Here is a 26,573-nt window from a genome sequence, read left to right as displayed (position 1 = left end):
CGGTCGGCTCAGCGGTCGTCCCGCGGGTGCCGCTCCCCCGTCGCGTACGGGTTCTCCTCGTCCTCGGCGAGGACGCCGACGAACGGTTCGCCCTCGCCGGCGAAGGTGTAGGCGCCGTTCTCGACGCGCTCGACGAGGCCATGGGTCCACTCGGCCTCGGAGTCGGCCGTGTGGACCCACATGTTCATGATCTCGCCGATGTGGCCGAGCTGCCCCGGCCCCTCCTCGGGCACGTAGTGGTCGGTGACCGAGGCACGCCACGCCTCGATCCGGCGCGTGCGCTCCTTCAGCAGCGCCACGGCCTCCGCCCTCGGCAGGTCGACCATGAAGCCGATGGCCGCGGTCTTCATGTCGCCGCGCTGGTCGTAGGTGACCAGCGCGGCGCGCAGCAGGGTGAAGTACTCCTCGGTGCCCCGGTCGGTCAGCTCGTACTCGGTGCGGGGCGGGCCACCGGCCGTGGACGGCGCGATCTCGTGCGCGTGCAGCAGCCCTTGCTTGGCCATCTGCTTCAGGGCGTGGTAGATCGAGCCCGGCTTGGCGTTGGACCACTCGTGCGCGCCCCAGTACTCCAGGTCGCCCCGCACCTGGTAGCCGTGGGCCCGCCCGTGCTGGCGGACCGCGCCCAGCACGAGAAGACGGATCGCTGACATGCGGACCAGGCTATTGCCGTACGGCGGTCCGCCCCGCGGGCGCCCTCACGAGGCGCCCTGAGCGGCCCGCTCCTCGGCCACCAGCTCGAAGGCGGTCCTGCCGTCCAGGGACTCGCGGACGATGTCGGCGTGGCCGGCGTGCCGGGCCGTCTCGCGGATCAGATGCAGACACACCCAGCGCAGCGAGACCCGGCCCTCCGGCGGGAACCAGGGGTCCGGCGGCAGCGGGAAGGTGTCGTCCAGGCTCGGCGCGGAGCGGATGAACTTCTCCGTCTCGGCCGCGACCTGCTGCCAGCGCGCCAGCTGCGAGGCGACCGTCTCGTCGCCGATCAGCTGGAAGGTCTCGTGCCAGTTCGACTGGTCGCGCACGATCGCCGGCGGCTCCTGCTTCGCCCGCGCGATCCAGCTCTGCTCGACCTCGGCGACATGCTTGAGCAGTCCGCCGAGCGACAGCTCACTGGCGCTGGGGCGGGTGCGGGCCTGCTCTTCGGTCAGTCCGAGCAGGGCCCGGCGGATGCCGCCGCGCTGCTCCTCGATGAACGCGAGCAGCGCCCCGCGCTCGTCGCCCCACTCCTCCGCCGATACGTGCGTGACCATGGCCGACCGCCTCTCCTCACCGTTGCCGGGGCCCTCTGCCCTCCGACACCGATGACGCTACGGGCCATTGAGGTCAGCTTCTGTCCGCAATGGCCCGTGGCCGGGAAAAGTCGGGCCGAAGAATTCGGAGCCGGAGAATTCGGAGCCGGAGGATCGGGGCCGGAGGATCGGGGCCGGGTCAGAACGGGAAGCCGCTGCGGCCGTGCTGCACCGAGATCCACTTGACGGTCGTGAAGGACTCCAGGGTCGTCTCGCCGTTCAGGCGGCCGAGACCGGAGTGCTTCTCGCCGCCGAACGGCACGATCGGCTCGTCGTGGACCGTGCCGTCGTTCACATGGAACATGCCCGTGTCGACCTGCTTGGCGAAGGCGACGCCCCGCTCGATGTCGGCCGTGTGGACGGCGCCGCTGAGGCCGTAGGGGGTGTCGTTGACGATGCGGAGCGCCTCCTCCTCGCCGTCGAACGGGACGAGGAAGACGACCGGTCCGAAGACCTCCTGCTGCAGCAGCGCGGAGTCGGCGGGCACGTCGACGAGCACGCTGGGCTCGACCAGGTTGCCGGAGGTGGCACCCCGGACGAGGGCCGTGGCACCCTCGGCGAGCGCCTGCTCGACGGTGCCGGAGATGGCGCCCGCCTGCTGGGAGTTGATCACCGGACCGATGACGGTCTGCGGGTCGCGCGGGTCGCCGACCTTCAGGGCGCGGACCTTGGCGACGAACTTCTCGGTGAACTCCTCGGCGACGGACGCGTCCACGAGGACCCGGTTGGCGGCCATGCAGACCTGGCCCTGGTGGACGAACCGGCTGAAGACCGCCGCGTCCACCGCGTAGTCGATGTCGGCGTCGTCCAGGACCACCAGCGCGCTGTTGCCGCCCAGTTCGAGGACCGAGCGCTTGAAGTTCGCGGCGCAGACGGTGGCCACGTGCCGGCCGACCTTGTCGGAGCCGGTGAAGGAGATGACCTTCGGGACGGGGTGCTCGATGAACGCGTCGCCGATCTCGGCGATGTCGGTGACGACGACGTTGAGCAGGCCGCCGGGCAGCCCGGCCTCCTCGAAGATGCTGGCGATCAGGGTGCCGCCGGCGATCGGGGTGTTCTGGTGGGGCTTGAGGACCACGGCGTTGCCGAGCGCGAGCGCCGGGGCGACCGACTTCAGCGACAGCAGGAAGGGGAAGTTGAAGGGGCTGATCACGCCCACGACGCCGACCGGCACCCGGTAGACGCGGTTCTCCTTGCCGTCGGTCGGCGAGGGCAGGATCCTGCCCTCGGGGCGCAGCGCCAGATGGATCGACTCGCGCAGGAACTCCTTGGCGAGGTGCAGCTCGAAACCGGCCTTCACGCGCGTGCCGCCCAGTTCCGTGATGATCAGGTCGGCTATCTCCTGCTCGCGGTCCTCTATGAGCCTGAGCGCCCGCTCCAGGACCGCGCGGCGCGCATAGGGGTTGGTCTCGGCCCAGTGCTTCTGGGCGCGGGCGGCGGCCCGGTAGGCCTGGTCCACCTCGTCGACCGTGGCCACCGTGATCGAAGCCAGCTTCTCGTCGTCGTACGGGTTGAAGTCGATGACGTCCCAGGAGCCGGTGCCCGGACGCCACTCGCCGTCGATGTACTGCCGGGCCAGGTCGGTGAAGTAGGACGACATGTGATCCCTCAATCGCTAGCGGACACCAGATCTACGCCATGCCTGATCACACGTCATCGTACTTGTGTTTAAAGCGAGTTGAAGGAGTCGACTCAAGACAGAAGAGGACCGCTCAGGACAGCTGGAGGAGTCCGCGGAGCAGGTCCCGGCTCTCGTCGGGTCCGGGGCTGTCCTGCTGGAGTTCCTTCAGCGCCTGCTCGTACTGGGCGACGTCCTCGCGCTTGTCCAGGTAGAGGGCGCTGGTCAGCTGCTCCATGTAGACGACGTCGGACAGGTCGGCGTCGGGGAAGCTGAGGATGGTGAAGGCGCCGCTCTCGCCGGAGTGCCCGCCGAAGCCGAACGGCATGATCTGCAGCCGCACATTGGGCCGCTCGGAGACCTCGATCAGGTGCTGGAGCTGGCCGCGCATCACCTCGCGGTCGCCGTAGGGGCGGCGCAGGGCGGCCTCGTCGAGGACGAAGTGGAACTCGGGGGCGCTGTGCGCGAACAGGTGCTTCTGGCGCTCCAGCCGCAGCGCGACGCGGCGGTCGACGTCGGCCGGGCTCGCTCCCTTCATGCCGCGCCGGACCACCGCGCGCGCGTACTCCTCGGTCTGGAGCAGGCCGTGGACGAACTGGACCTCGTAGACACGGATGAGGGACGCGGCGCCCTCCAGGCCCACGTAGGTGGGGAACCAGCTGGGCAGGACGTCGGTGTAGCTGTGCCACCAGCCCGCCACGTTGGCCTCCCGGGCGAGGGAGAGCAGCGACTCGCGTTCCGTCCCGTCCGTGATGCCGTACAGCGTCAGCAGGTCCTCGACGTCTCTGGTCTTGAAGCTCACCCGGCCCAGCTCCATCCGGCTGATCTTCGACTCGGAGGCGCGGATGGAGTACCCCGCCGCCTCGCGCGTGACCCCCCGTGCTTCACGCAGTCGCCTGAGTTGCGAGCCGAGCAGCATCCGCCGCACCACCGATCCGGGCTCTCCCGCGCTCACGTTCGCCAGCCTCCCCAACCGTCTTCAGGGCCCGCAGTCTGCCACTAAAACACTTCGAGCAGTACTCGTCCGGTTACGGAAACGGAAAGAGCTGAACCGTTTCTGGCTGCGTATGTCGGGAAGAGGTCAGGACCACTGGCGGCAACCGCAGAGAAGATGGCAGAAAAAATGGCCAAGAAGCGGTACGGGCAGTGCCATTTCGGTCGCGTGCACGTGCATCTGCCCTTGCATCTGCTCAGCGCATCCGAAACCATGGTGCCGCGCCACCGCTGCATCGCTACGACCGCGAATTCCCGGGAGTGCCTCGCATGGGGACGAATGGATCGACCATGCTCAAGCCGTTACGGCAGGGCCTTCCGCCGTTGGATCCCGCGGCCGTGTCCGATGCCGCCTCCTGTGCCCTGCCCGCCCGCTACGAGGCGGTGCGCGAGGCCCGGCGCTTCACCCGCGACACCCTGGACCAGTGGGACGTCGGCGACCGCTTCGACGACATATGCCTCGTCGTCTCCGAACTCGTCACCAACGCCCTGCGCCACGCGGTGCCGACCGACCTCGGATGCTCCGAACACGCCTCGTCCGTACGGCTGCACCTGATGCGCTGGACCGAGCGACTGGTGTGCGCGGTGCGCGACCCGAGCCACGAGACGCCGGTGCCACGCGACTCGGACGACTTCTCGGCCGAGTCCGGGCGCGGACTGTTCCTGGTGGACTCCTTCGCGGACAGCTGGGGCTGGCACCCCCTCGCGGGCACCCTCGACGGCAAGGTCGTCTGGGCGCTGTTCCGGCTCCGCCCGGTCGGCTGATCCGGCGACGTGCCGACGGACGTCCCGTGTCTACGCGCGTCACCACGCCTCTTCCGCCCCGTCCGACATCGTTGCCATCAGGGTCGCCGGGGGCCCGCCTCCCCCTGGGTGTCAGCTCGCCACCAGGTGGTCGAACTCCCCGTCCTTGACGCCGAGCAGCATGGCCTCTATCTCCGCGCGCGTGTAGACGAGCGCCGGACCGTCCGGGAAGCGCGAGTTGCGCACCGCCACCTCGCCGCCCGGCAGCAGGGCGAACTCCACGCAGGAGCCCTGCGAGTTGCTGTGCCTGCTCTTCTGCCAGGCCACTCCGACCAGCTGCTCGGCAGCCATGCCGTTGTACACGTCGTACCCCCCGTACACGCCGTCAACGTCGCGGTCCACAGGTCGCTCCCCGGTGGTGCACTGGCTGGTGTGGCCATAGATGCTGTGGTCAACTGACCCGGATCATAACCCCGTTCACGTGCAGATGCATGAGCAAATGCACGTGCACGGGGGGTGTTCCCTCGGTTACAGGTTTGACGTCCGCTTTACCGAAGTGGTCCCCGCGACCTGTGCCGACGGCCCTCCACCCGAGCCGACGGCCCGTCATCGAAGCTGTTCCAGCGTTTGCCCCAGTGCGGGCAGGACATGCCCCCGCCACCCCCCGTCCATGATCCTTCGCGCCATCAGCTGAGCCGGGTCGTCCGGATCGAAGCCTTCGTGCACTAGGAAGAGACGCGTACCGCGCCCTTCATGTTCCAGGGTCCAGGTGATGGTCCAGTCCGCGGGGTTGGCCGGATCGGCGTCGGCCCACCGGACGGACAGCATCCGCTCGATGTCGTAGGCCAGGACCCGCACCTCCACGACCCCGGAGAAGCGGGAGTTGGGACGCGGGACGGAGGTCATCCGGTACCGGTGGCCGACCTCCAGCCGGAAGCCCTCGGCGCCGGGCATCTGCCACTGCACGAGCAGTTCGGGGTCGGTCAGGGCGCGCCAGACCTTGGCGGGCGGGTGCCCGAAGAACTGGTCGACGCGGATGGTGGTCAGGTCGTCGTCCGGTGCGGTGCTCATGACTGGCCATCGTCGGGCAGGCGGTCGAGGAGGTCGCCGAGGCCCTTCAGCTGGTCGCGCCAGAACCGCTCGTACGGGTGGAGCCAGTCCTGCACCTCGGCGAGCGGGGCCGCCCGAAGGCGGTAGATGCGCTGCCGTCCGGAGCGCTGCTCGGCGACGAGGCCGGCCTCTCGGAGCACCTTGAGGTGTTCCGAGAGGCTCGGGCGGCGCATGTCGAAGTGGTCGGCCAGGGCCTGGACGGGCTGCGGTCCGCGCTCGCGCAGCAACCGCAGCACCTCGCGGCGGGTGGCGTTGGCGAGCGCGGCGAAGACACGGTCCTCGGCGGCGGCCTCGCGGGCCCCGGCTGCGGTCATCGCGGACCTTTCTCCTGGTGAGCCTCTACTGGTGAGCCTCCGTGAGCAGCATCAGACCGTTGCCGTCGGGGTCCCGGAAGGAGGCCATCCGGCCCCACGGGTGCTCGTCCGGGCCTTGCACCTCGGTGCCCGCCTCGGCGAGCCGCGCACAGTCGGCGTCGACATCGGTCGTCACCAACATGATCCCCCGTGCCGAACCGGGCTCGAAAGCGCCCATGCCGGGGCCGGCGAGCGTGAAGGCGGTCTGCGCGCCCTTCGGCGCGACCTGGAGCCACCGCCCCGGCGGCATCCGCAGATCGGCGGTGACCTCGAAGCCGAGGACGTCCCGGTAGAAGCGCAGGGCGCGGTCCTGGTCGGTGACGGGGAGGGTGACGAAAGAGGCGTGTGTGATGTTCATGGATACGACAATAGGTAGGCGTTTCCCTACCAGTCAACCGTAGGGAAACGCCTACCTATATGTGTGATCAGCGGCTGGAGTACGGCAGAAGCGCCATCTCGCGCGCGGTCTTGACGGCCCGTGCCAGCATCCGCTGCTGCTGGGCGGTGACCCGGGTGACCCGGCGGCTGCGGATCTTGCCCCGGTCGGAGACGAACTTGCGCAGCAGGTCCGTGTCCTTGTAGTCGACAGAGGTGACGCCCGCCTGGTCCAGGGGGTTGGGGCGGCTGCGGGCGGGCTTGCGGTCGCTCTTGCGGGACATCAGATCTCCAGCAGGGTGTCGAAGGCGGGCGGGAGCTTCTTCCAGGCGTCGCGCCCCGCGTCGTACTCGGCGTCGGTGAGCAGGCAGGACTCCAGCAGGTGCCGCAGCCCGTCGCGGTCGAGGCCTGGCGAGGTGAACACGAGGTGGTTGCAGCAGTCGCCGTGCTCCGGGTGCCAGTCCAGTGCGGCTGCGGCTCGGCGCACGGGCGGGACCAGCTCCCAGGCCGCGTCGGGCAGCGCGGCCAGCCACGGCCCGGCGCTCTCGACGCACAGCGCCCCACCGGCCGCGTCCCAGTGCAGCAGCGTGTCCGGCCTTTCCGCGAGCCAGAACCGGCCCCGGCTGCGGGCCGCCGCGCAGGTCAGATCCTCCAGCGCCGCGTACAGCCGCTCCGGGTGGAAGGGCCGGCGGCGGTTCCAGACCAGGGTCGACACACCGTGGTGATCGGCCTCGGCGGGCAGCAGCGCACAGGCCGGGTGCTGGGCCGCCGCGGCGGCTTCCACGTCGAACCCGGCGAGGGCCGCGCGAGTCAGTGGGCCGAGTGCGGGGGTGGGGGTGGGGGTGGATTCCGGGGCGGGTGCGGGTGCGGGGGTGGACCCGGTGCCGGCGCCGGCGCCACCGTGGCCGATCGGAACCTGGCGGGCGGTCGGGTGGAGCTGCGCCAGCAGCTCGCGGTCCTCGTCGTCCGCCTCCGGGGAGTCGGCGACGGCGAGGACGGGGGCGTACTCCAGTTGCCGGGCGAAGGTGTCGGCCACCGTGCGCTGATCGGTGGCGGCCGCGGCGAGACCGGCCTCGGCGAGATCGTCGCCGTTGCCGAGGTACGGCAGCACCAGCGCCGGATCGACGGCGGTGATCACGGAGGTGAGGGTCAGCCCGCCCGCGGCGATCACCTCGGCCATCGCCTTGGGCTCGACCGAGTCCCACAGCTCGACGACGGCGAGCCGGGTCGTGCCGTCGTGGGCGAGCCTGCGCAGCTCGGGCACCAGGTCCTCGCGCAGCGCACAGCAGGCGCAGTCGTTGACCAGGGGCGTCTCCCCGGTGGACACGATGCCGTCGCGGTCGCGAACCGTGCGGACGACCGTGCCGGCGGTGGCCGTCGCCAGATCGTGGTGGAGTGCGACGCTGCCGGGCACGTCGGCGAGCAACCGCTCGACGGCCGCCGTGCGGGCCTCGGCGTGCAGCCCGCCCACGACGGCCACGGCGAGGCTCACGCTCCGCCCCGCTTGCCGTAACGGCGCTCGAAGCGCTCCACGCGCCCGGCGGTGTCCAGCACGCGCGCGGTGCCGGTGTAGAAGGGGTGGCTGACGTTCGAGATCTCGACGTCGACCACCGGGTAGGTGTTGCCGTCCGCCCACTCGATCGTCTTGCCGGTCGGCACGGCCGAGAGTGTCGACCGGGTGAGGAAGGCGTGGCCGGCGGCACGGTCACGGAACACGACGGGCCCGCAGTCCGGGTGAATTCCCTTGCGCATGGCGGTGGTTCAGCGCTCCTCTCGGAAGTCGACGTGCCGGCCGGCGACCGGGTCGTACTTGCGCAGCGTCATACGGTCCGGGTCGTTGCGGCGGTTCTTGCGGGTCACGTAGGTGAAGCCGGTCCCGGCCGTGGACCGGAGCTTGATGACCGGGCGGAGTTCGTTGCGTGCCATGCTGCTATCTTACTGAAAATGAATTCCATTACGCACTACGCCTGAGGAGACTTACGTCACCGTGTCCGCGCACTGCATGCTCACCGGGGCCCGACCTGGCTTCGGCAACCGCATCTCCCACTCCCACCGGCGCACCTCCCGCCGCTTCGACCCGAACGTCCAGAGCAAGCGCTACTGGCTGCCGAACGAGAGCCGCCACGTCCGGCTGCGGCTGAGCGCGAGGGGGATCAAGACCGTGGACACGATCGGCGTCGAGGCGGCCGTGGCCCGGATCCGCGCCCGGGGGGTGCGCATCTGATGGCGAAGAAGAGCAAGATCGCGAAGAACGAGCGGCGCAAGGAGGTCGTCGCCCGGTACGCCGCCCGGCGCGCCGAGCTGAAGGAGATCGTCCGGCGGCCCTCGTCCTCGCAGGCCGACCGGCTCGCCGCCCAGCGCGAGCTGCGCAGGCAGCCGCGGGACGCGAGCGCCACGCGCGTGCGCAACCGCGATCAGGTCGACGGCCGGCCGCGCGGTTATCTGCGCACCTTCGGCCTGTCCCGGGTGAGCGTGCGCGAGCAGGCTCACAACGGATTCCTGCCCGGCGTCCGCAAGTCCTCGTGGTGACCAGCTGGTAGCTTGCTGCGGGCCGTCCGGCCGAGGGCGGCCGGCCGCTACGAGCTTGGGAGCATTCCGGTGACTTCTGCGACTGCAAGCGTGCGAACCGCGACCGTGGCCGCGGGACTGGTGACCGCGCTCGCCGCGCTGACCGCGTGCAGCGGGGGCGGGGGCGGGGGCGACAAGACCTCCTCCCCGACATCGAGCGCGGCCGCCGCGTCCACGTCCCCTTCCCCCTCGGGCTCGGGAGCCGTGACGGGTGCTTCGGACAAGCTCCAGGGCAGCTGGATCACGACGAGCGGCGGCAAGATCGTGGCCCTGGTGGTCACCGGGAAGAAGGCCGGGCTCTTCGTGACCGGGCGCAAGGCGTGGTGCCAGGGCACCGCCGGCAAGGAGACGGGGACGCAGATGATCCATCTGACCTGCCCCGACGGCAACAAGGACCGGGTCAGCGGAAGGGTGGACTCGGTGGACGGCAAGGGCATGACGGTGAGCTGGTCGGGCGGGACCGGCAAGGAGACGTACACCAAGGCGGAGGGTGGCAAGCTGCCGTCGGTACTGCCGACGAAGCAGGGTCGGTGACCGTCGGAGTTTCTTGAGGCAAACCACCTGAAGCGGTGATTCCGCAGGGGTGCGCGAGCGGGTGGGCAGCGCAGCCGCCATGATGCAGGTGCACCGTCACGACCTCGATGGGACTTGCTCATGCGCGCCATTCCGCTCACCGTCACAGCCCTCGCCGCCGCCCTGCTGCTCACCGCCTGCGACAACGGCGGGAGCAACGGCGGCGGCAAGAACAGCTCGGGCTGCGAGTTCGGTGGGGTCTCCGTGCAGATCGGGTCGGCGAGCGTGGCGCCGAAGGCCGGGGACACGGGTGAGATTCCCGTCAGCATCACCAACCAGAGCAAGCCCTGCACCCTGGACCACTTCCCCGTCGTCTCCCTGAACACCGGCAAGGCCAAGACCGACGTGCCGGCGCTCAAGGGTGCGAAGGCGCAGAAGCTGAAGCTCGCCAAGGGCGACTCGGCGTCCTTCACCATCAGCTATGTGCGCGGCAAGGAGGGCGACAAGGCCGCGCTGGACGCGAAGACCGTGAACATCACCCTGCCCGGCACCAGCACCTCGCGAAGCTTCCCCTGGTCCTACGGCCCCGTCGCCGGCCAGTCCGGCGGGAACGGCCCGGACGCCTCCGTGACCGCCTTCCAGCAGGTCGGCGACTGAGCGTCGCTCCGGACGGGCGGGACGCGGAAGCCTTCACTCCAGTCCGGGGCGGGCCCTGACCTGGGCCCGGTCCGCCGCCCGCGCGCCCTCCGTCCACCCGGCCGCGTCGCTCACTCCGCGCAGCCGGGTCGTGGTGGTCTCGGGGAACATGCGCTCCATCCGGTCGGTGACGGCCATCTCCCTGGTGGCCAGGACCGGCAGCAGATCCTGGGTGACCTGGGTCTCGGCCGCGGCCGTGAGCCGGTCGCCGACGCGATGGGCGTAGGCGGCGAGGAACGACTGCCGGAAGGTCTTGGTCCGCTTGCGTCCGCCGGCTCTCTGGGCGGCCTCGGCCTTGGTCATCGCGTGCGTGGCCTGCACCAGGAGCGAGGTGTAGAGCAGCTCGACCGCCTCCAGGTCCGCCTCGAAGCCGACGACCGTGGAGAAACCCAGCGGTTCGTTCCACACCGCTCGGCAGTTGTTCGCGCCGGCCACGGCGTCGAGCAGGACCGCCTTGGCCTGTTCGTACGGCGGCTCGACGCCGATCCGGCAGGCGCCCGGCGCGTCGGGGGCGGGCGCCTCGGCGGCGAGCAGCGCCTCGTCGACGCTGTGCCGCGCCATCAGCTCCTGCGCCTTGGCGCTGAGCGCCTCCGCCTCCTCCGGATACCCGGTCGCCTCGGCCTTGGCGAGCAGCGCGCGGATACGGGCGAGCATGCGCGAGGCGGCGGGGCCGGAGGCGCGACGGGGCTCGTCCTGCAACGGCTCCAGGGTGGGCAGACGCAGCAGCAGCCGGTACAACTCCAGCGCTGCCGTGGCCTGCGAGAAGCGGTCGGCCTCGCGGGCGGAGCCGTCGGGCAGGTCCGCCAGCTGGGCGGTCCAGCGGCGCCCGCGCGTGCGGTCCCGCCCGGCCTGCGCGCGGATGAGCGCGGCGGCCAGGCGCACATGCTCGTCCGCCAGCTCGCGCCGCACCAGTCTCACGACATCGGCGGGTTGCCAGCCTCGCTGCCAGGCCGTCGCGACGAACTCCTCGCCCCGTCGCGCCAGTTCGGCGTCCGAGGCGGGGTCGGCCGCGAGCAGAGAGGCACCGGTGTCGAGTCCGGTGTCGGTGTCGTCGTAGAGAGCGGTCCGGAAGGCACGCTCCACCGTGCTGGCAGTGCTGGTCACATCGTCGATCGTGCCATGCCCCGCCGACAGCGGGCCGAGCTTTGTCCACAGCCTGTGGATGAAGACGGGAGGGTGGGGCGGGGCCGGGGGCGCCGATGATCGACAACAAGGTAGTGGCCGACGACGGCGGGAGCCGGGAGGGCGCCCGCTGCCCCTCACAGGGAAACTCGACTGTCAACCGCCGGTTGACAGTCGCTGGGGTGCAACCTACGGTTGACACATGGCGACCAATCCGAACATCACGGCATCCGTACGCCTCGACGACCTCATCGAGGCCATCAAGAAGGTTCATCCCGAGCCCCTCGACCAGCTCCAGGACGCGGTGATCGCCGCCGATCACCTCGGTGACGTGGCCGACCATCTGATCGGCCACTTCGTCGACCAGGCACGGCGCTCGGGCGCCTCGTGGACCGAGATCGGCCGGAGCATGGGAGTGACCCGGCAGGCGGCGCAGAAGCGGTTCGTGACGAAGGAGTCCACCGACCTCGACCCCGACCAGGCCTTCAACCGCTACACCCCACGCGCGCGGAACGTGGTCGTGTCCGCGCACAACGAGGCCGTGGCGGCCCGCAACCCCGAGGGCCGCCCCGAGCACCTCGTCCTCGGCCTGCTGGCCGAGCCGGAGGGCCTGGCGGCGAAGGCGATCGTCGAGCAAGGCGTCCTGCTGGACTCCGTACGGCAGGCCGCGACCGCCGCGCTCCCGCCGGCCGCGGACGACGTCCCCGACCTCATCCCCTATGGCACCGAGGCCAAGAAGGCCCTGGAGCTCACCTTCCGCGAGGCGCTCCGGCTCGGCCACAACTACATCGGCACCGAGCACATCCTGCTCGCGCTCCTGGAGCAGGAGAACGGCGAGGGCGTCCTGAGCGGCCTCGGCATCACCAAGCACGGGACCGAGGCGTACGTCGCCAAGGTGCTGTCGATGCTGGCGGAGCAGCGGAACCCGGCGGCCGAGCCGACCTCCTCGCAGGACTGAAATCGCAGGTCGGCCGGATTGTCAGACCCGCCTGCCACACTCGCACTCATGGCCGACCGATGGGCGCTCGCTCCGGCCGAGGACGGTGGCGTGGACGTCGCCCCCCTCGGCCCGGACGGGCTGCCCACCGGGCCGGTGCGGCGGGAGAGCGATCTCGCCGGGGCGGTGCGGAGCCGCCCGGAGGTGACGCGCTGGGTGTGGCGGTCCACCCCCGAGGTCTATCCGCGTCTGCTCGCCACGGGGGTGCGAGCAGAGCGGTGCTACGACATCGAGGACGCCGAGACACTCCTGCTGGGCCACGAGGGCCGACACGGCGAGCCGCGCTCGGCCGCCGCCGCCCTGGCCCGCCTCCGGGGCGGCCCCGTGCCGCCCGATCCGCCGCAGCGCGCGGCCGAACCGGGCGCCCAGTCCCCCCTGTTCGAGCCCGCCGGTACCCGGCTGCCCCTGACCGACCTCCTCGCGGTCTACGCAGAGCAGCTGCGGCGGCATGAGCGCACCACCCACCCCGACCGGATGCGGCTGCTGACGGCCGCCGAGTCGGCCGGGATGCTGGTGGCCGCCGAGATGAACCACGCGGGCCTGCCATGGAGCGCCGAGGTCCACCGCCGCCTGCTGCACGACCTGCTGGGCGAGCGGTACGCGGGCGGCGGCGAGCCACGTCGCCTCGCCGAGCTGGCCGACGAGGTGTCGACCGCCTTCGGCCGCCGGGTCCGCCCCGATCTGCCCGCCGATGTGATCAAGGCCTTCGCCCAGGCCGGCATCAAGGTGCGCTCCACCCGCCGCTGGGAGATCCAGTCCCTCGACCACCCGGCCGTTGCCCCCCTGCTGGAGTACAAGAAGCTGTACCGCATCTGGGTGGCACACGGCTGGACCTGGCTGCAGGACTGGGTGCGCGACGGCCGCTTCCGCCCCGAGTTCCTCGCCGGCGGCACCGTCACCGGACGCTGGGTGACCAACGGCGGGGGCGGACTGCAGATCCCCAAGGTGATCCGCCGGGCCGTGGTCGCCGACCCCGGCTGGCGGCTGGTGGTGGCCGACGCGGACCAGATGGAGCCGCGTGTGCTCGCGGCGATCTCCCGCGACCCCGGCCTGATGGAGGTCGCCGGCCGCGCGAGCGACCTCTACCAATCCGTCTCCGACCGCGCCTTCTCCGGCGACCGCGACCAGGCCAAGCTCGCCGTGCTCGGCGCGGTCTACGGCCAGACCTCCGGCGACGGTCTGAAGAACCTGGCCGCGCTGCGCCGCCGCTTCCCGAAGGCGGTCGCATACGTCGACGAGGCCGCCCGCGCGGGCGAGGAGGGTCGACTGGTGCGCACCTGGCTGGGCCGGACCTGTCCACCGGCGGCCGGGTCCGGCGAGGACGCGGCGGAGGAGGCGGGCATCCCCGTCGGCGAGGACGACCCCGACACCCCGGCCGCCTGGGTGCCCGGCTACGCCTCCACCAACTCACGGGCCCGGGGCCGCTTCACACGGAACTTCGTCGTCCAGGGCAGCGCCGCCGACTGGGCGCTGCTGATGCTCGCCGGGCTGCGCCGGGCCTGCGCCGGCCTCGATGCCCAGCTCGTCTTCTTCCAGCACGACGAGGTGATCGTGCACTGCCCCGCCGAGGAGGCCGACACGGTCGTGCAGGCCATCCGCGCCTCCGCCGACCTCGCCGGGCGGCTGACCTTCGGTGAGACACCGGTGCGGTTCCCGTTCACGACTGCGGTGGTGGAGTGCTATGCCGACGCCAAGTGAGCGCCGCGCGGGCACACTTCGGCCACTGCGCGAGCACTGCTCAAGGATCCTTCGGGCACTTCGCACGGGCCGCGCGCGAACCCTTGGCTCAGCCCTCCAGCAGCTTCCGCAGCTCCGCCACGACCGCCTTCGCGTCCGTGCCGTCCAGCGCCGCGAGCGCCGCGCGCCAGGCGTCGTACGCCTGCGTCCGCTGCCCTCGCGCGTGCAGCAGCAGCCCGTGCTGGTGGCGCGCGAGGCCGCCCATATAGCAATCGGCGCGGGCGTCGGCCCGGCCGAGCAGCTCGGCGCACTCGCGGCCCGCCCGCTCGGCCTCCCCCAGCTGCCGCAGCGCGCGGACCAGGCCGAGTCGGGTCTGCGACTCGCCGTGCCAGTCGCCGTGGCCGCCCAGGATGCGCAGGCTCTCCTCGAAGTGCTCCGCGGCAGCGGCCGGTTCGCCCAGGGTGAGGTGGGCGTAGCCGATGTTGCAGTGCGCCGAGTGCTGCACGATGACCGCGCCGATCGCGTCCCCGATCGCCAGCGAGCGCCGGTGCTGCTCGATGGCGGCACGCGGGTCGGTGTGCTCGTAGAGGTTGCCGAGGTGGCTGTGGGTGACGGCCTCCCCGTGGGGGTCGTTCAACTGCCGCGAGTACGCGAGGCTCTGCCGCAGCGCCTCCCCGGACTCCTCGAACCGTCCGAGCCCTTCCAGCAGCAGACCGCGGTTGTTCAGACAGCGCCGGATCCTGGAGACGACACCGAGCCGACGCCAGATCTCCAGGGACCGGTCGGTGAGGGTCAGGGCGTCCTTCTGCCGGCCGGTCATGAAGTGCAGGCCCGCAAGGTCGCCCAGCGCGTACGCCTCGGCCGCCGCGTCCCCGAGCCACCGCGCCGCCCCGAGCCCGGCCCGCCCCAGCACCTCCATCTCGGCGACCCGTCCCCCGCGCTGGGCGTAGGGGAAGAGCAGCCGCACGAGCACCGAGAGACGGGCGGCCCGCAGCGGGTCGGAGGTCCCCGCGTTCCGTGCCACCAGAGCGACGACGTTCTCCAACTCCACCTCGCCCCAGGCGAAAGCCACCTCGGTGGACTCGAAGGACGGCAGCACGGCCACGTCCGCCGCGTGGTCCGGCGGCTGCGCGGAGGTCGCCCGACGCCGGTCGTCCAGATCGAGCCCCGGCTCCACGACCGCCTCCAGCACCCGCTCGGCCGCGGCGGCGTACCAGCGCAGGGCGGTCAGGTCGGGGGCACCCGGCGCGTCGGCGCCCACGCCGGGCGCGTCGGCGTCCAGGTCCGGCCCGGCGCCCTCCCTCATGTCCTGTGCCGTGTCGGCCAGTTCGCGGGCGAAGTCGCGGACCAGGTCGTGCGGGACGTAGCGGCCGTAGGCCGACTCCTCCAGCAGGGCGACGTCGACGAGGCGGTCGAGGGCGGCCTCGGCGCGGCGCTCGTCGGTGCCGGTGAGGCGGGCGATCAGCGGAGCGCCGTAGGTGGGCAGGTCCAGCGCACCGATGCGGCGCAGCGCGCGGGCCGCGTCCCGGTCCGCCTCGCGCTCGGCGGCGGCGAGCGCGTCGTGGGCGACGCCCAGGGAACGCCGGACGCTCAGGTCGTCGTACTCCAGATGCCGCAGTCTGCCGCCCGTCTCGGCGAGTTGGCCCGCCAGCACGTCGGGCGTGAGCGCGCGACGGGCGGCGAGCCTGGCGGCGACGACGCGCAGCGCCAGCGGGAGCCCGCCGGTCAGCTCGACCAGCGCGTGGCCGGCGTCCAGCCCCTCGCGCCCGCTGACCGCGCGCAGCAGCGCCGCACTGTCCTCGCCGGTCAGGGGGGCCAGCGGGAAGCGCCGGGCGCCGTCGAGCGCGGTCAGCGGCGAGCGGCTGGTGACGATCACCGCGCAACCGGGCCCGGCCGGCAGCAGGGGCCGCACCTGAGCCGCGTTCGCCGCGTCGTCGAGCACCAGCAGGACGCGGGCCGGGGCGAGCAGCGAGCGGAGCAGCGCGGTTGCCGCGTCCGGGTGTTCGGGGATGCTGCGGGGCTCGGTACCCAGGTCGCGGAGCAGCGACGCCAGTGCCTGGGCGAAGGTGAGCGGGGTCATGCCGGGGGTGGCACCGTGCAGATTGACGTACAGCTGGCCGTCGGTGAAGCGGTCCCGCAGCTCATGCGCGACATGCAGGGCGAGCGCACTCTTGCCGACGCCCGCCATGCCGCTGATCACGGCGATGGCCGGAGCCGGGGCGGGCGGCTCGGTGAGCGCGTGCCGCAGCGCGCGACGGATGTCGGCGCGTCCGGTGAAGTGGGCCGGTGGGGGCGGGAGTTGCGCCGGTCGCGGAGTCTGCCGGGCGTCCGGCCCCGCCCCCTTGCGCGGGGCCGGCGCCTCCTCCTTCTCCTCGGAGGCGGCGTCCGAACGGCCTGCGCCCTGCGGGGGGCGGCGGACGACGGTGCCCTGCGTGCCCCGCCGGAAGCTGGTGCGCTCCCCCTCCGCCCGCCGCTGCTTCTCGTCGCTCCCCCGCAGCACCTCGACGTGCGCCTCGCGTACCGCCGGGCCGGGTTCGACACCGAGTTCCTCGATCAGGCGGGCGCGCAGATCACGGTGGACGGCGAGGGCCTCTGCCTGACGGCCGGTGCGGTGCAGGGCGAGCATCAGCTGACGGTGGTACGCCTCGCGCAGCGGATACTCGGCGACCAGCGCCGCGAGTTCCGGGACGACCTCGGCCAACCGCGCTCCGCCCAGCGAGAGTTCGGCGTCGTAGCGCCACTCCAGCAGGAGCAGCCGGGCCTCCTCCAGGCGCTGCACCAGGGCATAGCCGCCGAGGTCGGCGGGGAGCCCGCTGAGCGGGGTGCCGCGCCAGAGCGCGAGGCCGGACGTGCAGGCCCGTACGACCGCCGTCCAGTCCCGCCAGGCATGCGCGGCACGCGCCTCGGCGACCCGGGCGTCGAAGACGTGCACGTCCAACTCGCCCTGGTCGACACGCAGTACGTACCCCGGCGGTACGGCCCTGAGCCGGTCGGGGTCGTCCAGGAGCCGGCGCAGCCGGGCGACATGGTTGTGCAGCGACGCCTGCGCGGAGACGGGCGGTGCGCCGCCCCACAGGGCGTCCTTCAGCGACTCCACCGACACGACCCGGCCCGGCTCCAGCAGCAGTGCGGCGAGCAGCACGCGCACCTTGGGACTGCCGATGGCACGGACACCGTCGTCGAGGGTGTCGGCGGCGTGTTGGTCGGGACCGGCGAAGGGGGACTCGGTCGAGATCCCGAACGGTGGTCGGTCGTACAGAACGGGCGGCCCCAGCAGTCCGAACCGCAGCTCGCACCGCCGCATCACGCCGCTCCACTGCCTTCCCGCGCGGTCGGGGCCGACCATGCTCCGCGACGGGCGTGCGCCCGCCGTTCCCTGGCGGAAATCCACCCTGTCCACAACGGTTTCCCGCCACCTTCTGTCGCCGGCCCGGCCCCGGATCGGCCTGTCCGGCGGCCCGCTTCGGATACCGTCGGCATGTTCCGGCCAACGGATCCGCGACGCACCGACGAACCGTTGGCCACATGTTAGCGATCCGTTGGCGAAAGCTGATGTGATCATTTCCATCGGATCCGGCCCTACGGTGCGCGCGTAAGTCGCGTAACTCGGGGGAGTGTCGCCGCAGGCTGGGTCCGGGGACGCAAGGGGCCCCGGTCGGCGGAGGTGAACGCCCGGGGCCCCGTCCCGTTCCTCACCGGGGCCCGCCCGGGATCAACGGCGGGTCGGCTCAGATCACCGGTGGGCGCCCGAGGCGGGTGAGCCGCCACACCGTGCGCCAGCGCATGGGCCGACGCTCGCCGGCCGGCTCCCGCAGCCCTTCCACGAAGCCGCCGAACCACGCCTTCAACCCCGCCAGGGAACGAGTGCGGGCGAGGGTGAGCAGCGTCCACACCCCGAGGTGCACGAAGACCAGCGGCAGCGGCAGCCGGCGCCGGACCAGCCAGACCCGGTTGCGGGCGTTGACGCGGTAGTAGATGGCGTGCCGGGCCGGCGAGGTCTTGGGGTGCTGGAGCAGCAGCTCGGGAACGTAACGGATCTTCCAGCCGGCGTCGGCGGCGCGCCAGGCCAGGTCGGTCTCCTCGTGCGCGAAGAAGAACTGGGCCGGCCAGTCCCCGGTCTCGGCCAGCATCGCCATGCTCAGGCCGTGCCCACCGCCGAGGAACCCGGTGACGTACCCCCCACGCATCGGATCCGACTTCCCCACCCGGGGCACGTGCCGTTGCTGTGTCTCGCCGTGCTCGTCGGCGATGCGGAAACCGACGATGCCGAGGCGTGCGTCGGCGGCGTACAGGTCCCGTACGCGCCGCAGCACATCGGGGTCGACGAGCAGCCCGTCGTCGTCCAGTTCCACGACGACGTCGACGTCGCCGTACTCCCGCAGCCGGGCCAGCGCGACGTTCCGGCCGCCGGGGCAGCCGAGGTTGTCCTCGACGTCGATGGTGGTCACGGCGCCGGGCAGGGACAGCCGGTCGGCGAACTCGGGCAGCCGGCAGCCGTTGCCGACGATCACGATGCGGGCGGGGGCGAGGTCCTGCTTGGCCACGGACTCCAGCAGGGCGTCGACTTCCACGGGCCGGTTGCCCATGGTCACCACGGCAACGGCGATCCTCGGCTCCGTCACGTCCCTCACCCCATCCGGCCGACGGCGGCACCGCACCCTGACCACGCGGCGCCCATCGTTCACCAAGATGTTGCCTCAGGTCCCCGGGTTCACCCGACCTCGATTCACTTTGCGGCCCCTTTGCTGCGGTTTTATCCGCCCGTTCCCGCAAGGACCGAGGAGGCGCGAGAAATGCGAGGATGAGCGGTGCCGATGTCCGCGCCGGGAGCCTTCGCCTCACAGAAAACCCCGGGTGGATGATGTCCGACCCGGGGTTTTGGTGGAGCCGCTTTCGGGATTCGAACCCGAGACCTACGCATTACGAGGGCTGCTGGGGGTGTGGTGGGTGGTTCCGGACGGTACTCCGCCATCCGGAATCACCAGGTCAGAGCACATTCACCATGAGGTGCGATCCGGCTCGTGACAGCTTGTGCCGCACCGTCCGCTCACGTATCGCTCACGCACAAAGGGCTGTTGGCCTGGTGCTTTCGCGCTTAGGAGGGCTCTGTCGGTTGGTGCAGGGCTGTGTCGGCGGGGTCTCGGGCGAAGCGGGTGAAGCGGACCTGCAGCCTTCCCACTCGGGTGAACAGCAGAAGGGCCCGGCCGCTGTCGGGGCCTCCGGGGGCAGTGGGGCCAGCCGGACCATGCGCCAGGGGCCGTCCCCACAGCGGGCACGTACCGTCACCGCGTCACCGCTGCGACTGGCTCGTACAGTGACCGTGCGCCCGTGCCAGTCGGGAACCGGTGCGAGGGACCAGTCCGAGACGCCGTGGGTGACGACCGCTCCCACGTGGGGCACACCGCGGTCATCTCATCTCGACACCGGCTTTGATCCACGTCTCCGCGTCGACGCGAACCATCAGGCCGACCTGGTCGTAGAGCCTGTCGAAGTCCGCGAGGAAGGTCACCTCGGTCGCGCTGCCCTGAGGGAAATGGTGGAGCAGGGCATGCCCGCCGTCGCGGACGAAGCCGTAGCTGGTGGTGCGCCAGAAGTCGCTGTGACCGCGTGTGGTGACCAGGACCGGTTCCGTCGGTCTCGGTGTGCTGGGGCTGGTTGAGCCAGGTGGCCTCGTGTCAGGGGACCACTCATTGCTGGTGCATGTGCCGTCCTTGCCTGCGGGTTCGGAGTGATGTGGCTCTTGCTCGCCGGTAAATCCATTCGTCCGCCCGATTGATCACCGCTAGCGTGCGCGGCGTGATGACGGCTGACGACGTACTGGCCATCCTTACCCTGCCGCGGAACGCCCGAGCCGACGTCTGGATCGGTGGCGGGGGGGGGGGGGCGTCGACGCCCTGCTCGGCAAACAGACCCGACCGCATCGTGACCTGGACCTGATGCACTGCGGGCATCAGGAGCCGGCCGTCCTGGCGGCTCGGGAAGAGGCCGGATACGTTGAAATCCTCGATTTGCGGCCCGTGCGGTTCGTCGTCGCCGACCGACACGGACGAGAGATCGATCTTTTGCCTGTCGCCAGGGCAGCAGTTCTACTTCCATCAGGGCTACGAGCCGACCGACCGTGATCGTCACGACATGGCTCAACTCCGGCAGGCATTCGGCATTGCCACCCACTTCTGACCGGCTGTGGCTCACGAGCGGGGGATCTTCATCGTGTGGCTGGTACGGCCGGTGCCATCTTCGGTGATGACGAGGTCATCCTGGGTGGTGCGGTAGAAGTCCCTCTGTCCGGACGCGTCATGCCCTGCTGCGCACGCTGGCGCGCTCCGGCCTGCGGGGCTCGCTCAGCGAGGGCGAGCTGGCTGTTCGGCTGTCCGAGTTCCTCCCGAAGGCCTCGCTCGTCGTCAATGCGCTGCTGACCCAGGCTGGGAGGCCGGTGCAGAACAGTCCCGGGATGCGAAGTCCTGGCGAACCGCGTCGGTGTATCGGGGCAGGCCGGTGTCGCTGGAAGGGAATTTGTACAGGCGTGCTCTACCAGTAGTGGCGTCGGCCGCCGACCGCGTGGCCGAGGGAGCCGAGGAGGAACAGGACGACTCCGATGAGGAGCAGGATGATCCCGATTGTCCACAGGATGCCGATGTTCAGGACGAATCCGACGACGAGCAGGATGATGCCAAGTGCGATCATGGCGTTCTTCTTTCTCTCCGGCCGGTGTGCCGGCCGCTGTGAGGCGGGATGCCGTTCACTTCCTGGACCCGTTGCGCCTCGCCTCACGGGTGTGTTTGTCAGGTGGTGAGCAGGCGGTTGAAGAACGAGCGATAGTGGCGCAGGGCCCTGCGCAGGGCTTCGGTGTCGACCTGCTCGCCTCGGCTCCACTGCTCTTCGAGGTTCTTCTTGTGCTCGTCGAACGTCGCGGCGAGCGTCTGCATGACCTTGGCGACCAGGTTGTCCGCGGCCTGTACCGCCTGGCGAGGATCGTCAACGAAGCCGCCCTGGATGTTCTCCCACTCCTGACGGAAGGCTTCCTCGTCCTGCGATGTCAGCAGTTGCGGCATCTCGTCGGCGTCTGTGGTCCGTGCGCCCGCCGCTTCGTCCGCCGCGGGGGTGGCCCCGTCGCGGGACGCGAGGTCGTCGGCCGCATCCGTTCTGTCGTCGCCCTCGCTCGGGTAGACCGGGGGCGGTGGAGTGGTGTTCGACGCTGCGCCGGCCTTGCGGGGCTGGGCGAGGTCCTCCGTGGACAGCCCGCTGTCACGAGTGTTCGGTGTGTCGTCGCGTTGCATGTCTCCTCCGTGTCCGTTCGGTCCCGGCTGCCCGAAGGTCAGGCCGGGGCGTGGCGGGTCTGGCCGCCGTCGGAGAGAAGTTCGTCGAACAGCGCCCGGTAATGCACCATGGCGCCGCGCAGTTGCTCGGTGGTGGCCTTGTGACTCGCGCTGAGTGTGTCGATCTCGTGGGCGGCTCGGTAGTGCTCGAGGGTGCGGCCGTGCTCGACGGAGAGATCCTTGAGCTGCTGGTCGTAGCTTTCGGTGGGGTAGCCGCGGTCCTGCATCAGGGAGGTCACCAGATGGTCCGCATCGTGTACGGCGTCCTCTGGCCGGTCCACGAACTCGTGCTGCACGTGGTCCCAGTCCCGTGAGTAGCGCTCGCGGAGACGGTCGGGCAGAGGCTTGATGTCGAGTTTGTCGTGCCGTTTCTCGCGTGCGCTGAGCTCCCGCTCGGCGGCGAGCCTGCTGTCGGCGCCGTCGACGGTCCGTTCGTACTCGGGGCCGAAGCGCTGGCGCAGAGCCCGGTGCCGCAGGAAAAGAGCCAGGGCCGCGGCAATCAGCACGACGACCACTGCGACGGGAATGACGATCGCCAAAAGCATGCCGGTAGACATCTGACCGACCTCCTCACGGATGGGCGATATCCCCCGTGTTCCCAATTTCTGTTAATTGGTGCTTCACAGTCGGGCTTTGGGCCTCCTCCCTGCGGCAGGCGCCGACGCATGAGATCCGGAACGCAAGCCCGGCTTCAGCATCGGACTCTCAAGACCGACCCCAGCAGCTCAGATCCCGCCGGCCCAAACCTTCCTGACAGCGAATGCCGGTCCGCCGCCGGTGTTGCGTGTTCTGGCGTCGGCATGCTCGTGGGCGGGGGAGAAGAGGCTGTGGGTGTCGGTATAGGTCAGCAGTCGTTCGACGGCGGGGCTGGCCGTGGTGACGGTGACCGTCTTCCCCGCCGCGACTGCGTCGCGGCGAGCGGCCAGCAGCACGTTGAGTGCAGAACAGTCCGCGAAGTGAAGTTCGCTGAGGTCCAGGTCCACACTCTCGGCCAACCGCATGATTACATCACGCAGGGCGTGCCGGAGGCTCTGGCAGTTGTCGAGGCAGAGCTCTCCGCTCACGGTGACGATCACGCGGATCCCGGCCGGCCCTGCCTGCACCGGCAGCGCGCCGGTGGACGGCGGTGTGCGGTCGGCTTCGTCGCCGGCGAGCGGTGTGTCCGGGGACGGTAGCGTCGTCATGCTCGCCTCCTCCGGTCCTCCGGGTTGCTCTTCTCCAGGCTCAGCCGCCTCTACGTGACACGTCAACCCCTACACGAATTTATCTTCGTGTTTTTGGATGCGCGAATGTGTGGTCGTAGCATGGAGTCGTGACGGAATTCCATGGAGTGCCCGAGCCGCACACAGGGTGGACGTTTCTGACCAATCACGCGCGCGTGCTGGCCAGCATCGCCGACAACCACCACGCGCGGGTCCGTGACATCGCGGCGCGATGCCGGCTCACGGAACGGGCCGTCCAGAAGATCATCGCGGACCTGGAGCAGGACGGATACCTCTCCCACACCCGCCACGGCCGCTCCAATCGGTACAGCATCGACCCGGACAAGGTGCTGCGCCACCCGGCCGAGGAGGGCGTGACCGTGGCCTGCCTGCTGTCGATGCTGGCCAGGGACGAGGACGAACGCCACGGCGCCGACGACCATGCCCGGCCCGGTTCGTGAGGGGATGCGGTCTGCCTCGACCTTCCAGATCTGCCCGCCGGTCAGGGAATGAGACCAGGCGGCGCCTCAACGCCGGCCAGGACCTCATCGGCAGCCTGACGGTGAGCGAGTGGCTCGACCGGTGGCTGGCGGGCAAGTGCATACGCAAGTCCGGCCTCAGCCGCTACGAGACCGACATCCGCGTGCACTTGAAGCCGCGTATCGGAAACCGCCGCCTGGACCGGCTGCGCGTCAGCCACCTCAGCGAGATGTTCACGGACATCCGCGACGCCAACGCCCAGATCCTGGAGGACAACGCCCAGCGGCGGGCCGCGATCGACGAGCTGGCGACCGTCCCTTGGAAGGGCGTGGATAACCGCGCTCGCCGCAAGGCGATGAAGGCCGCGATCGACGAGATGCTGCCCTTTCGTCGCATCACCGGCCCCGCCACGCGTCAGCACGTCAGGGCCACGCTCCGCGCGGCCCTGAACGACGCGATCGGGCAGCAGATCATCACGATCAACCCGGCGGGCCCACGTCGAGATCGATCCCGTGCGCAAGCCGAAGGCGCTCGTGTGGACGGACGAGCGGGTCGCCAAGTGGGAGCAGACGGGCGAGAAGCCGTCGCCCGTGATGGTCTGGACGCCCCAGCAGACCGGCGCCTTCCTCGACTTCGTCGCCGAGGACCGGCTGTACGCGATGTGGCACCTGATCGCCTTCCGCGGCCTGCGCCGTGGCGAGGCATGCGGACAGCCATGGTCGGAGACCAACCTCGACACCCACTCCCTCACCGTCTCCTCCCAACTCGTGCAGGACGGCTGGGAGATCGAGGCATCCGATCCCAAGACCGACAGCGGCTACCGCGTGGTCGCGCTCGACGACGACACCGTCGACGTCCTGAAGCGGCACCGCGAACGGCAGGACGCGCACCGCAAGGAGTGGGGCTCGGCCTGGGTCGAGACCGGCCACGTCTTCACTCAGGAAGACGGCTCCTGGCTCCATCCGGGCAAAGTGACCGACCTCTTCGAGCGCCTCGTCGCCGCTTCCGGCCGCCGATCCGGCTGCACGATCTGCGCCACGGCGCGGCAACGCTCATGCTGGCCGCCGACATCGACATCAAGATCGTGTCGGACACGCTCGGGCACAGCGACACCCGGATCACGCGGGACATCTACCAGAGCGTCCTGCCCCAGGTCGGCAGGAGCGCCACCGAGGCGACGGCGAAGCTGGTCCCGCTTCAGCGCAAGGCCGAGGCGGAGAAGGCGGCCCGCAAAGCCGCGAAGAAGGAGAAGGCCAAGAAGGCCGCGGCGAAGAACGCTGGCAAGGCCAAGGACGGCAAGCCGAAGAACAAGGCGAAAGCCCAGGCCAAGGCCGACAAGAAGACCAAGCGCCGAACGCCCAAGAAGTAGGTTTCTGAGCGGCTCCGCTCACGCATCGCTCACGCAAGCAAAGTCTCGGCAACCCGGCCGCGTGACGTGCCATACCCCGAGCAGCAGAAAACCCCAGGTCACGGGCTATGTGACCTGGGGATTCTCGGAGCCGCTTTCGGGATTCGAACCCGAGACCTACGCATTACGAGTGCGTTGCTCTGGCCATCTGAGCTAAAGCGGCGAGCTGCCCGCACTATGGTGCGATCGGCAACGTCGGTAAGTCTACACAGTTTCCGAGGGTGCTTCGTACCGGCCCCGGAGCAGGGGGTCCCAGGGCCGGTCTCGGGGCCTATGAGCAGCGCTTTCCTGCGCTCGGGGAGGTGTCCTGGAGCAGATAGCTGTTGATCGAGGTGTCGATGCACGAGCTGCCGCGGCCGTAGGCGGTGTGGCCGTCGCCGGCGTAGGTCAGGAGGCGGGCCGAGGAGAGCTGGTGGGCCAGGGACTGCGCCCAGCGGTAGGGCGTCGCCGGGTCCCGGGTGGTGCCGACCACCACGATCGGCGCCGCGCCCTTCGCCTCGATGCGGTGCGGCTCACCCGTGGCCTTCACCGGCCAGTACGCGCAGTTCAGCGCGGCCCAGGCCAGGCCGTCACCGAAGACCGGGGAGGCCTTCTCGAAGGTGGGCAGCGCCTTCTGCACCTCTTCGGGACTGGTGAAGGCCGGCGGCAGATCCAGGCAGTTCACGGCGGCGTTGGCCATCATCAGGTTGCTGTAGTGACCGTCGGCGTCGCGTTCGTAGTAGCTGTCGGAGAGCGCGAGCAGGCCCGCGCCGTCGTTCTTCTTCATCGCCGAGCCGAGCGCCTCGCGCAGCTGCTCCCACTCCGCCTGGTCGTACATCGCCGCGATCACCCCGGTCGTGGCCAGCGCCTCACTGAGCTTGCGGCCGTCCGCGTCGCCCGTCGGAACGGGGTGCTGGTCCAGTGTCCGGTAGAACGCCTTGAGGTGGTCGCCGACCTGTGCCGGCGTCGCACCCTTGCCGCCGAGCGAGCAGTCGGTGTGCCGCACACAGTCCTTCGCGAACGCCTGGAACGCCGTCTCGAAGCCGGCCGTCTGGTCCAGGGTCATCCTCCGGGCGCCCAGGGAGGGGTCCATCGCGCCGTCCAGGACGACCCGGCCGACCCGGTCGGGGAACAGCCCGGCGTACGTCGACCCGAGGAACGTGCCGTACGACGCCCCCACATAGTTCAGTTTCCGATCGCCGAGCGCCGCCCGCAGGATGTCCATGTCCCGCGCCGCCTCCACCGTGGAGACGTGCCGCAGCAGCCGCGCCGAGTGGGCCCCGCAGCTCTCCGCGAACGTCTTGTCTGCCGCGACCAGCGCGTTTCGCTCCTTCTGGTCGTCGGGCGTCAGATCCGTCTGGGTGTACGCATCCATCCGACGGCCGTCGAGGCATTCGACGGGCTCGCTGCGGGCGACGCCCCGCGGGTCCACCGCGACCATGTCGTAGCGGGCTCGGATGTCTGCCGGGTAGCCGATGCCCGCGTAGCTCTGGAGGTAGCTGACCGCCGAGCCGCCCGGACCGCCCGGGTTGACCAGCAGCGAACCGAGCGGCTTGCCCTTGCCGGTGGCCTTCTTGCGGGCGACGGCGAGCCGGACGTCGCCCGAACCGGGGTTGTCGTAGTCCAGTGGGGCCTTCATGGTCGCGCACTGGAAGCCGGGGACCCCGCAGCTGCGCCAGTGCAGTTGCTGGGTGTAGTACGACGACAGCGCGGCCGGCGTCGCGCGCGGCAGCGCGGCCAGCACCGCGTCCGCCGCACCGCGCGCCGACGTGGTCGAGCTACCGGATGAGGAACAGGCGGACACGAGCAGGGCGGCGGCCGTGAAGAAGGTGGCCGTGAGGCGGGCCGTCGTCCGGGTGCGGGGGCGACGAGTCCGGCGGGGGGATGGCCTGGTGTACATCAGGCGAGCGTAACGCTGTGCGACGGCTCGGACGCGATGCGTGCGAGGGATGTGCTCGTACGAGGGACAAGTGCGGCCGCCGTGCGCATCCCGGCCAAGGCGACGGAGACGTCCACGCGCAGCATCCGGGGAGAAGTCCGCGCCCCGGCTCGGGGAGAGACGTCTACGCCCCGGCCCGGGGAGAGGGCCACGCCGAGGATGGCGTCCACGTGCCCGCCCCGCCCGCGGAAGCACCC

General features: G+C 70.7%; 30 protein-coding genes, 1 tRNA gene and 2 pseudogenes. 10 read left to right on the top strand and 23 right to left on the bottom strand.

The features are described from left to right. Positions 1–8 precede the first annotated feature (8 nt). The 4 genes from AQI95_RS03005 to AQI95_RS02990 form a co-directional block, all read right to left on the bottom strand. Positions 9–650: a PadR family transcriptional regulator gene (locus tag AQI95_RS03005; protein ID WP_067116691.1), complete on the bottom strand. Its 642-nt coding sequence runs from the start codon at positions 648–650 to the stop codon at positions 9–11. Between the two features lie 45 nt (positions 651–695). After that, positions 696–1,247: a DinB family protein gene (locus tag AQI95_RS03000; RefSeq protein ID WP_067116686.1), complete on the bottom strand. Its 552-nt coding sequence runs from the start codon at positions 1,245–1,247 to the stop codon at positions 696–698. 178 nt (positions 1,248–1,425) lie between these two features. Further along, positions 1,426–2,886, bottom strand: a complete 1,461-nt coding sequence (locus AQI95_RS02995) for an aldehyde dehydrogenase family protein (protein WP_067116678.1) — start codon at positions 2,884–2,886, stop codon at positions 1,426–1,428. A 112-nt stretch (positions 2,887–2,998) separates the two neighbouring features. Next, positions 2,999–3,823 (bottom strand): helix-turn-helix domain-containing protein, encoded by an 825-nt coding sequence (locus AQI95_RS02990; RefSeq protein WP_067116676.1) that lies wholly within the window; start codon positions 3,821–3,823, stop codon positions 2,999–3,001. A gap of 365 nt (positions 3,824–4,188) precedes the next feature. Here AQI95_RS02990 and AQI95_RS02985 point away from each other — a divergent pair, with 365 nt between their 5' ends. Beyond that, positions 4,189–4,662, top strand: a complete 474-nt coding sequence (locus AQI95_RS02985) for an ATP-binding protein (RefSeq protein WP_067116674.1) — start codon at positions 4,189–4,191, stop codon at positions 4,660–4,662. Positions 4,663–4,773: 111 nt separating this feature from the next. Here the strand turns inward: AQI95_RS02985 and AQI95_RS02980 are convergent, their stop codons facing one another. From AQI95_RS02980 to rpmG, 8 genes are all read right to left on the bottom strand, one after another. Beyond that, complete coding sequence (locus AQI95_RS02980; protein ID WP_208614052.1) at positions 4,774–5,043, bottom strand: DUF397 domain-containing protein; 270 nt, start codon at positions 5,041–5,043, stop codon at positions 4,774–4,776. Between the two features lie 204 nt (positions 5,044–5,247). Beyond that, complete coding sequence (locus tag AQI95_RS02975; protein ID WP_067116671.1) at positions 5,248–5,712, bottom strand: SRPBCC family protein; 465 nt, start codon at positions 5,710–5,712, stop codon at positions 5,248–5,250. After that, complete coding sequence (locus AQI95_RS02970; RefSeq protein ID WP_067116668.1) at positions 5,709–6,065, bottom strand: ArsR/SmtB family transcription factor; 357 nt, start codon at positions 6,063–6,065, stop codon at positions 5,709–5,711. Before AQI95_RS02970 ends, AQI95_RS02975 begins: the two co-directional genes overlap by 4 nt. A 25-nt stretch (positions 6,066–6,090) precedes the next feature. Then, positions 6,091–6,462: a VOC family protein gene (locus AQI95_RS02965; RefSeq protein WP_067116666.1), complete on the bottom strand. Its 372-nt coding sequence runs from the start codon at positions 6,460–6,462 to the stop codon at positions 6,091–6,093. A 67-nt stretch (positions 6,463–6,529) separates the two neighbouring features. Further along, on the bottom strand, positions 6,530–6,763 hold the full coding sequence (gene rpsR / locus AQI95_RS02960; protein ID WP_067116663.1) for a 30S ribosomal protein S18: 234 nt from the start codon (positions 6,761–6,763) through the stop codon (positions 6,530–6,532). Beyond that, positions 6,763–7,971, bottom strand: coding sequence for a CobW family GTP-binding protein (locus tag AQI95_RS02955; protein WP_067116661.1), 1,209 nt, complete (start codon positions 7,969–7,971; stop codon positions 6,763–6,765). Before AQI95_RS02955 ends, rpsR begins: the two co-directional genes overlap by 1 nt. Beyond that, a complete protein-coding gene (locus tag AQI95_RS02950; RefSeq protein WP_067116658.1) occupies positions 7,968–8,231 on the bottom strand; it encodes a type B 50S ribosomal protein L31 in 264 nt (87 codons plus the stop codon). Before AQI95_RS02950 ends, AQI95_RS02955 begins: the two co-directional genes overlap by 4 nt. 9 nt (positions 8,232–8,240) lie before the next feature. Beyond that, positions 8,241–8,405, bottom strand: a complete 165-nt coding sequence (rpmG, locus tag AQI95_RS02945) for a 50S ribosomal protein L33 (protein WP_015658813.1) — start codon at positions 8,403–8,405, stop codon at positions 8,241–8,243. Between the two features lie 61 nt (positions 8,406–8,466). On the opposite strand from rpmG, the gene rpmB reads away from it, so the two are divergent. The 4 genes from rpmB (at position 8,467) to AQI95_RS02925 (ending at position 10,217) form a co-directional block, all read left to right on the top strand. Then, a complete protein-coding gene (rpmB, locus tag AQI95_RS02940) occupies positions 8,467–8,703 on the top strand; it encodes a 50S ribosomal protein L28 (RefSeq protein WP_067116655.1) in 237 nt (78 codons plus the stop codon). After that, entirely contained in the window at positions 8,703–9,008 is a 306-nt protein-coding gene (gene rpsN, locus AQI95_RS02935; protein WP_067116652.1) for a 30S ribosomal protein S14, read from the top strand. Before rpmB ends, rpsN begins: the two co-directional genes overlap by 1 nt. Positions 9,009–9,098: 90 nt before the next feature. Beyond that, positions 9,099–9,581 carry a hypothetical protein gene (locus AQI95_RS02930; RefSeq protein ID WP_244188596.1) on the top strand — a complete coding sequence of 161 codons (483 nt, stop codon included), beginning with the start codon at positions 9,099–9,101 and terminating at the stop codon, positions 9,579–9,581. 120 nt (positions 9,582–9,701) lie between these two features. Beyond that, positions 9,702–10,217, top strand: a complete 516-nt coding sequence (locus AQI95_RS02925) for a DUF4232 domain-containing protein (RefSeq protein ID WP_067116649.1) — start codon at positions 9,702–9,704, stop codon at positions 10,215–10,217. A gap of 33 nt (positions 10,218–10,250) precedes the next feature. Here AQI95_RS02925 and AQI95_RS02920 read toward each other — a convergent pair whose 3' ends face one another. Next, a complete protein-coding gene (locus AQI95_RS02920; protein ID WP_208614050.1) occupies positions 10,251–11,360 on the bottom strand; it encodes a DUF2786 domain-containing protein in 1,110 nt (369 codons plus the stop codon). 220 nt (positions 11,361–11,580) lie between these two features. Here AQI95_RS02920 and AQI95_RS02915 point away from each other — a divergent pair, with 220 nt between their 5' ends. Then, positions 11,581–12,336 (top strand): Clp protease N-terminal domain-containing protein, encoded by a 756-nt coding sequence (locus tag AQI95_RS02915; RefSeq protein WP_067116646.1) that lies wholly within the window; start codon positions 11,581–11,583, stop codon positions 12,334–12,336. A 48-nt stretch (positions 12,337–12,384) separates the two neighbouring features. Next, entirely contained in the window at positions 12,385–14,073 is a 1,689-nt protein-coding gene (locus tag AQI95_RS02910; protein WP_067116643.1) for a bifunctional 3'-5' exonuclease/DNA polymerase, read from the top strand. Positions 14,074–14,161: 88 nt separating this feature from the next. On the opposite strand, the gene AQI95_RS02905 is transcribed toward AQI95_RS02910, so the two are convergent. The 4 genes from AQI95_RS02905 to AQI95_RS50060 all read right to left on the bottom strand — a co-directional run bounded on the left by AQI95_RS02905 (position 14,162) and on the right by AQI95_RS50060 (position 19,672). After that, a complete protein-coding gene (locus tag AQI95_RS02905; protein ID WP_067116640.1) occupies positions 14,162–17,356 on the bottom strand; it encodes an AfsR/SARP family transcriptional regulator in 3,195 nt (1,064 codons plus the stop codon). Positions 17,357–17,780: 424 nt separating this feature from the next. Beyond that, a complete protein-coding gene (locus AQI95_RS02900) occupies positions 17,781–18,674 on the bottom strand; it encodes a glycosyltransferase family 2 protein (RefSeq protein WP_067116638.1) in 894 nt (297 codons plus the stop codon). A gap of 436 nt (positions 18,675–19,110) precedes the next feature. After that, complete coding sequence (locus AQI95_RS50065; protein ID WP_341849448.1) at positions 19,111–19,443, bottom strand: DUF1349 domain-containing protein; 333 nt, start codon at positions 19,441–19,443, stop codon at positions 19,111–19,113. 16 nt (positions 19,444–19,459) lie between these two features. Beyond that, a complete protein-coding gene (locus tag AQI95_RS50060) occupies positions 19,460–19,672 on the bottom strand; it encodes a DUF1349 domain-containing protein (protein WP_341849447.1) in 213 nt (70 codons plus the stop codon). Positions 19,673–19,910: 238 nt separating this feature from the next. On the opposite strand from AQI95_RS50060, the pseudogene AQI95_RS48700 reads away from it, so the two are divergent. Continuing rightward, a pseudogene (locus tag AQI95_RS48700) lies at positions 19,911–20,229 on the top strand (nucleotidyltransferase domain-containing protein). A 351-nt stretch (positions 20,230–20,580) separates the two neighbouring features. Here AQI95_RS48700 and AQI95_RS47865 read toward each other — a convergent pair. From AQI95_RS47865 to AQI95_RS02880, 4 genes are all read right to left on the bottom strand, one after another. Then, positions 20,581–20,736: a DUF6131 family protein gene (locus AQI95_RS47865; RefSeq protein ID WP_099053157.1), complete on the bottom strand. Its 156-nt coding sequence runs from the start codon at positions 20,734–20,736 to the stop codon at positions 20,581–20,583. Positions 20,737–20,834: 98 nt separating this feature from the next. Beyond that, positions 20,835–21,329 carry a hypothetical protein gene (locus AQI95_RS02890; protein WP_067116635.1) on the bottom strand — a complete coding sequence of 165 codons (495 nt, stop codon included), beginning with the start codon at positions 21,327–21,329 and terminating at the stop codon, positions 20,835–20,837. 38 nt (positions 21,330–21,367) lie between these two features. Next, positions 21,368–21,925 carry a hypothetical protein gene (locus AQI95_RS02885; RefSeq protein ID WP_067009321.1) on the bottom strand — a complete coding sequence of 186 codons (558 nt, stop codon included), beginning with the start codon at positions 21,923–21,925 and terminating at the stop codon, positions 21,368–21,370. A 168-nt stretch (positions 21,926–22,093) separates the two neighbouring features. After that, positions 22,094–22,552 (bottom strand): STAS domain-containing protein, encoded by a 459-nt coding sequence (locus AQI95_RS02880; protein ID WP_067116633.1) that lies wholly within the window; start codon positions 22,550–22,552, stop codon positions 22,094–22,096. 128 nt (positions 22,553–22,680) lie between these two features. On the opposite strand from AQI95_RS02880, the gene AQI95_RS02875 reads away from it, so the two are divergent. Together AQI95_RS02875 and AQI95_RS48695 are read left to right on the top strand one after the other, a co-directional pair. Beyond that, the gene (locus tag AQI95_RS02875; protein WP_079071003.1) at positions 22,681–23,031 is read left to right on the top strand and encodes a helix-turn-helix transcriptional regulator; all 351 of its coding nucleotides are present in this window, start codon (positions 22,681–22,683) and stop codon (positions 23,029–23,031) included. Positions 23,032–23,081: 50 nt separating this feature from the next. Next, positions 23,082–24,419, top strand: a pseudogene (locus AQI95_RS48695) (tyrosine-type recombinase/integrase); the annotation flags it as partial. Between the two features lie 128 nt (positions 24,420–24,547). On the opposite strand, the gene AQI95_RS02860 reads toward AQI95_RS48695, so the two are convergent. Next, a tRNA-Thr gene (locus AQI95_RS02860) sits at positions 24,548–24,621 on the bottom strand. A gap of 108 nt (positions 24,622–24,729) precedes the next feature. Beyond that, on the bottom strand, positions 24,730–26,337 hold the full coding sequence (locus tag AQI95_RS02855) for an alpha/beta hydrolase (RefSeq protein WP_067116624.1): 1,608 nt from the start codon (positions 26,335–26,337) through the stop codon (positions 24,730–24,732). Positions 26,338–26,573: the final 236 nt, after the last annotated feature.

The organism is Streptomyces yokosukanensis (assembly GCF_001514035.1).
Classification (GTDB): Bacteria; Actinomycetota; Actinomycetes; order Streptomycetales; family Streptomycetaceae; genus Streptomyces; species Streptomyces yokosukanensis.
Note: the sequence above shows the minus strand (reverse complement) of the source record. Positions and strands in the feature narration are given on the sequence as shown.